The sequence below is a fragment of the Ralstonia sp. RL genome, assembly GCF_001683835.1.
Classification (GTDB): domain Bacteria; phylum Pseudomonadota; class Gammaproteobacteria; order Burkholderiales; family Burkholderiaceae; genus Ralstonia; species Ralstonia mannitolilytica.
Genome location: NZ_LWRX01000173.1, coordinates 1 through 5,601, shown reverse-complemented (window position 1 = coordinate 5,601; position 5,601 = coordinate 1). Strand labels below are relative to the sequence as shown.

10 protein-coding genes are annotated in these 5,601 nt (G+C 66.6%); 5 read left to right on the top strand and 5 right to left on the bottom strand.

Features of this window, described 5'->3' with window-relative positions; translation table 11 throughout:
* The first annotated feature begins 96 nt into the window (after window positions 1-96).
* Window positions 97-711: an HlyD family secretion protein gene (locus A6M56_RS17425; RefSeq protein WP_045785444.1), complete on the top strand. Its 615-nt coding sequence runs from the start codon at window positions 97-99 to the stop codon at window positions 709-711.
* 78 nt (window positions 712-789) lie between these two features.
* Window positions 790-993 carry a CsbD family protein gene (locus A6M56_RS17420; protein WP_045785445.1) on the top strand — a complete coding sequence of 68 codons (204 nt, stop codon included), beginning with the start codon at window positions 790-792 and terminating at the stop codon, window positions 991-993.
* Window positions 994-1,010: 17 nt separating this feature from the next.
* On the opposite strand, the gene A6M56_RS17415 is transcribed toward A6M56_RS17420, so the two are convergent.
* Both A6M56_RS17415 and A6M56_RS17410 read right to left on the bottom strand, forming a co-directional pair.
* The gene (locus tag A6M56_RS17415) at window positions 1,011-1,589 is read right to left on the bottom strand and encodes a response regulator transcription factor (RefSeq protein WP_045785446.1); all 579 of its coding nucleotides are present in this window, start codon (window positions 1,587-1,589) and stop codon (window positions 1,011-1,013) included.
* A gap of 31 nt (window positions 1,590-1,620) precedes the next feature.
* Window positions 1,621-2,967, bottom strand: coding sequence for an ATP-binding protein (locus A6M56_RS17410; RefSeq protein WP_045785447.1), 1,347 nt, complete (start codon window positions 2,965-2,967; stop codon window positions 1,621-1,623).
* 143 nt (window positions 2,968-3,110) lie between these two features.
* On the opposite strand from A6M56_RS17410, the gene A6M56_RS17405 reads away from it, so the two are divergent.
* Both A6M56_RS17405 and A6M56_RS17400 read left to right on the top strand, forming a co-directional pair.
* On the top strand, window positions 3,111-3,611 hold the full coding sequence (locus tag A6M56_RS17405; protein ID WP_045787721.1) for a copper chaperone PCu(A)C: 501 nt from the start codon (window positions 3,111-3,113) through the stop codon (window positions 3,609-3,611).
* Window positions 3,612-3,665: 54 nt separating this feature from the next.
* Entirely contained in the window at window positions 3,666-3,884 is a 219-nt protein-coding gene (locus tag A6M56_RS17400; RefSeq protein WP_045787722.1) for a hypothetical protein, read from the top strand.
* A 1-nt stretch (window position 3,885) separates the two neighbouring features.
* On the opposite strand, the gene A6M56_RS17395 is transcribed toward A6M56_RS17400, so the two are convergent.
* Genes A6M56_RS17395 through A6M56_RS17385 form a run of 3 tightly spaced genes read right to left on the bottom strand, consistent with a single transcriptional unit; the run spans window position 3,886 to window position 4,907 of the window.
* Window positions 3,886-4,092, bottom strand: a complete 207-nt coding sequence (locus A6M56_RS17395) for a cysteine-rich CWC family protein (RefSeq protein ID WP_045785448.1) — start codon at window positions 4,090-4,092, stop codon at window positions 3,886-3,888.
* On the bottom strand, window positions 4,092-4,283 hold the full coding sequence (locus tag A6M56_RS17390) for a zf-HC2 domain-containing protein (protein WP_257984082.1): 192 nt from the start codon (window positions 4,281-4,283) through the stop codon (window positions 4,092-4,094). The genes A6M56_RS17395 and A6M56_RS17390 overlap by 1 nt, the downstream gene beginning before the upstream one ends.
* Window positions 4,284-4,313: 30 nt before the next feature.
* Entirely contained in the window at window positions 4,314-4,907 is a 594-nt protein-coding gene (locus A6M56_RS17385; RefSeq protein WP_063392444.1) for a sigma-70 family RNA polymerase sigma factor, read from the bottom strand.
* A gap of 165 nt (window positions 4,908-5,072) precedes the next feature.
* On the opposite strand from A6M56_RS17385, the gene argB reads away from it, so the two are divergent.
* Window positions 5,073-5,601 (top strand): acetylglutamate kinase (argB, locus tag A6M56_RS17380; protein ID WP_286758257.1); only part of this gene is annotated, 529 nt, incomplete at its 3' end.

The window sequence follows — 5,601 nt, the reverse complement described above, 5'->3', positions numbered from 1 at the left end:
GGGCCCGTTATCTGCTGAATGGATGTTGCCGCTAGGACAATGCGCGCCGCGCACTTTGCGTGCGCGATCCCAACACCACGACAAGGAGAAAAGCGTATGAAACCGATCCAACGCCTGGCCCTGTGCTGCGTGCTTGCCTGCGCTCCGTTGGGCATTGCCCATGCTCAGGTCACGCCGGCGCCTACCGGGCCCGCGACGGCATCCGCGCCGAACGATGCCAAACGCACGGCCTACGACAACGCCGTCAAGCAGGCCGACGCCAACTATAAGGCCGCCAAGGACAAATGCGACGCGATGAAGGGCAACGACCGCGATGTCTGCCGCGCGCAGGCCAAGGGCGATTACAACGTCGCCAAAGCCAACGCCAAGGCTGAACGCGACGGCACCGAAGCGGCTCGCGACCACGCTGCCAAGGAAAAGGCCGAGGCCGACTACGACGTCGCCAAGACGAAGTGCGATGCGCTCAAGGGCAACGACAAGGACACCTGCGTGAAGGACGCCAAGGCAGCCTACACGCGCGCCAAGAGCGGCGAAGAGGTGAGCCACGCCAAGGCCACGGGCAACGCCAAGGACGTGAGCGAAGCGCGCCGCGATGCCGTCAAGGACACCAACGACGCCAACTACAAGGCCGCCAAGGAACGCTGCGATGCGATGTCCGGCGATGCCAAGTCGAAGTGCCAGAACGACGTGGCGGCCAAGTACAAGAAGTAAGCCTGGGCCGCACGACGGTTTTCAATCGGGCGGCCCGCAGGCCGCCCCTGTCTTGTCTCAACCGAAACGGAGGACGTGATGAACTGGGACCAAGTCGAAGGTAAATGGGATCAGGTCAAGGGCAAGGTCAAGGAGAAATGGGGCCAGCTGACCGACGATGACCTGACCGTGATCCGCGGCAAGCGCGACCAGCTTGCCGGCAAGATCCAGGAGCGCTACGGCTACACCAAGGAGCGCGCCGAAGACGAACTCAAGGCGTGGGAGCGCGACACGACCTGGTGAGCGGTCGGCGACGGCGGCTACTTGGCCACCGGGCGCTTGCCCAGCTTGCGCTGCAGTGTGCGGCGGTGCATGTTGAGTGCGCGCGCGGTGGCCGAGATGTTGCCGTTGTGCTCGGCCAGCACGCGCTGGATGTGCTCCCACTCCAGCCGTGCAACCGACAGCGGTGTGGGGTTTTCCATCGTTTGCTCCGCGACCGCTTCGGACACCCCTACCTGCAAGGCCAGCAGGATCGAATCCACGTTCGCCGGCTTGGCGAGATAGTCATCGGCACCCAGTTTCACGGCCTGCACGGCGGTCGCGATGCTCGCGTAGCCGGTCAGGATCAGCATGCGCGCGTCGGGCAGCGCCTGGCGCAGCGGGGCGATCCAGTGCAGGCCGGAATCGGTGCCGCCATGCGGCATCAGGCCCTTGTCGCTGGCGGCCAGATGCAGGTCGACGGTGACATAGGCGAAGCGCGTCTGGCGCGCCAGCGCCAGCGCTTCGCCGCCCGTGTGGGCGATCTGCGGTGCAAAGCCGCGGCGCGTGAGGGCGCGCGCGAGTGTCTGCGCGAAGACGTCGTCATCGTCGAGGATGAGGAAGGGGGCGGGTTGCTGCATGGCGTTCTCCGGGCCGCGTGGAACGGTCGCGTTATGTGAAGAGGGTCGGCGCACCGATGATGTGCGCCGTTGCGTGTTCTTTCGGACCACCGATCGGCAGCCGCAGTTCGGCGATCGCGCCCTGCGGCGGGTTCGGGCGCAGCACCACGGTGCCGCCCAGCCGTCGCGCCGTGGTGGAGGCCAGGTACAGGCCGATGCCATGACCGCCGTGCCGGCTCGGCACCGGCGTACGGCCCAGCGATGTGCGCAGGTCTTCGGGCAGTCCCAGCCCCGTATCGACGATCGACAGCACGATCTGCCGCGGCGCATCGCGCAAGACATCGGGCGTGGCGTCGATCCTGGCGGTGAGCAGCAGCGGCACCTGGTCGCGGCCGGCCTGCTGCTGGCTGCGCGCCGCATTGTCGAGCAGGATGGTGAGGATCTGGCCCACGTTCACCGGGTCGAGTTCCACCGCCTGCGCCGCCGGCGAGGTCTCGGTGTGAAGACGGATATCGGGATGGCGCAGTTGCCACGTCTGGGTGAACTCGGGCAGCCACTGGCCAAGCGGTTCCGGCGCGCCGTCGTTGGCCTTGCGCTGCAGCCGGGCGAGGGCGGCGCGGCACAGTTCGAGCTGCTGCTCGATGGCGCGCAGGTCTTCGCGGTAGGGTGCCAGCGGCGAGTTCGGCTGCTTCGCATCGTGCTGCAGCTCGCCCGTGATGACGGCTACCGTGGACAGCGGCGTGCCCATCTCGTGCGCCACGCTGGCGCCTTGCGCCATCAGTGCTTCGATGCGCTGCTCCCGCAGCAGCCGCTCGCGCGCCTCGGTCAACTGCGCGTCGCGCTCGCGCAGCGCCGCGGACAGGCGGGCCGTGAAGCCCGCGATCATGGCGCAGCTCGCCACGAAATCGATCCACATCCCAGCGAGGTGATACGCCACCCCATCGGCCTGGTTGGCGAGCTTCAGCGGGATGTAGTTGCCAAGCATCATGCTGTAGGCCGCCAGTGCATAGAGCGTCAGGCCGACCACGTGGGCAATCGGCAGCATGGCCGCGGCAATGGCCAGCGCCGGCAGATAGAACGAGACGAACGGGTTGGTCGCCCCACCCGTGAAGTACAGCAGCGCAGACAGCGCGCTCAGGTCCACCAGCAGCTGCACGGTGATCTCGATGTGCTGCACGGGCGGGTTGCGCCGCACGCGCCAGCCGGTCAGCACGTTGAACAGCGCGTGCAGGCCCATCACGCTCAGCAGCGGCACCACCGGCAGCTGCACGCCGAAGACCATCGGCGCGAGCAGCATCAGGATCAGTTGCGTGCCCAGCAGGCTCCATCGCAGCCAGAACAGGCGGCGTAGACTGGACGCGTCGATCAGCGGGGCGGCGAGCGAGAGGGTGGAAAGCATGGCGAATAAGTGTAAACGTGCGCACCCGGCGGTTCTCAGGACGACGATGCGTCAATCGGCCGCACAATTGTGCATGCAACCTATCACGGCAGAGGCGCTGTGCTTTAATGCGCAGCACGTTAGTCTCGACAGGAGCTTTCATGATGACGTCCCGATCGATCCGTTGTTCTGCCCGTGTGGCGGTGCTGGCCGCCGGCCTGCTTGCCGGTACGGCAGCGCTTGCGCAGGTGACCGTGCAGGACCCGTGGGTGCGCGGCACGGTGCCGGGCCAGACGTCCAGCGGCGCTTTCATGACGCTGCAGTCGGCGGAGGGGGCCAAGGTGGTCGGCGTCTCGACGCCCGTGGCCGCCACGGCTGAAATCCACGAAATGAAGATGGAAGGCAACGTGATGCGCATGCGCGCGCTGCCCTCGCTGGACTTGCCCAAGGGCCAGGCCGTGCAGCTCAAGCCGGGGGGGTATCACGTGATGCTCATGGACGTGAAGCAACCGCTGGTCAAGGACACCACCGTGCCGCTCACGCTCAGGATCGAACTCGCAGACAAGCGCATCGTCGAGCAGAAGGTGGATGCCAAGGTGCGCGACCTCACCGCAGGCAACATGCCCGCCAAGCACCACGATCACGGCGGCGAACATCAACATTGAGGGCCGCCGGCGGATCGGCGCTGCGGGCCTTGCAGATCGCAGGGAATGGAGTCCATGGCCAACAAGACGCTTGGCACTCGCCAGAAACTGACCTTTCGCATCGAACCTTCCACGCGGGCCGGCACGGCGCGCCCGCGCAATGTCCTGGTGCCGCTCGCACGCGGCCGCAAGGCCGGCGCCCACACCGCCAGCGGCCACGCCGAACGTCAGCGTGGCCGGGCCGATGTCCGCCGCGCACTGCGCACGCTGGACGAAGACAGCAAGGACGCGTGAATCAGCGCAAATCGGCCGCTGCGCGCGTCTGGGCGATGGCTTCGCGCAGGCAGCGCTGGCATCGGCAGCCCTGACCGAGCCGCTGCGCGGCGGCGGGCAGCTTTTCCTCGTGCATGCACCAGCACGTCGCGTCGGGCCGCGTGCCATCGCCGATGGCGCCGCAGCGCAGCTCCGCACCGCAGATCGCGCAGGCCGTGTTGGGCGTCATCAGCGCGCGGCTCCGTCATCGTCCTGGCCGAGGCGATGCATGGCCTCGCGCAGCAGCCCCATCTGCTGCGAGAACCGCGTGCATGCGTCGCACGCCATCAGGTGCACGCGCAGCCGCAGCCGCTCGCCGGTGGATAGCTCGCGGTCCATCCGGCTCACCAGCGCACGGTGCGCCTCTTTGCAGGTCAGCATTCCCCAACGGTTCGGCATGGTGGTCCTTGGTCAGGCCTGGCTCGGTTGATGGCCGAACCAGTGCAGGTCCAGGCACTCGCGCAGGCGCATGCGGGCACGATAGAGCAGTGCCCAGGCATTGGTCGCCGTGATCTGCAATTCCTGACAGATCTCGTCCGTTTCGAGCTCCAGCCATTCGCGCATCATGAAGACGCGGCCCACGCGCGGGGGCAGGCGATCGACGCACATCTGCAGCACGTCGAAGAATTCGCGGCGCGACAACGCCGCGTCGGGGTTGCCCCAGTCCGACGGCGGGCTCACGTAATGGCCGTCGGCGGCGAACAGGGTGTCGAAGACGGCTTCGTCGGAGCGCATGCCGGCTTCGTCCGACTCGCTTCCGGCAAGCAGCGAGACGCGCACTTCGCGCCGACCGGAGCGGATCGCATCGACGATCTTGTGCTTCAGGATGCCGATCACGTACGTCTTGAGCGACGCGTTGCCGGCAAAGCGCTCGGGATGTTCGAGCACGGCGAGAAGGGTGTCGGCCACCACGTCCTCGGCGAGTGCCGTATCCCGCAACTGGAGCTGTGCAAAGCGCTGCAGGTGCGGGCGTAGCGCCTCGAGCTGGTCGGGTGTGATGGCCATGTGTTCTTTGCCTGCAACGGTGCGGCAGGCACGCAAGGTGCGCCGCCAGACCGTAGCGCCTTTTCTTGTAAAATCGCGCCTGCCGAAAATGGGCTGCTTCGTTTTTATGTGTTGCAGGCGACATTCGGCGTTCCATCATACCCGCCCAAACCGGATGTCACCGTCATGACCGCTTCTGCTGCTGCCCCCGACCCTGCTGGCCTCGCCCCCGAACTCGCGCACATCGCGCCGGCGCTGAAGGCTGAGATTCTCGCGCAGGCGCTGCCTTACATTCGCAAGTTCCACGGCAAGACCATCGTCATCAAGTACGGTGGCAACGCCATGACGGAAGAAAAGCTCAAGCACGGCTTCGCGCGCGATGTGATCCTGCTCAAGCTGGTCGGCATGAATCCGGTGGTGGTGCACGGCGGCGGCCCGCAGATCGACGAAGCGCTGAAGAAGGTCGGCAAGACGGGCACCTTCATCCAGGGCATGCGCGTGACCGACGAACAGACCATGGAAGTGGTCGAATGGGTGCTCGGTGGCGAAGTCCAGCAGGACATCGTCATGCTGATCAACCAGTACGGCGGCCAGGCAGTCGGCCTGACCGGCAAGGACGGCGGCCTGATCCGCGCCCGCAAGCTGAAGATGCCGGACCGCGAGAACCCCGGCCAGTTCATCGACATCGGCTTCGTGGGCGACATCGAGGCGATCA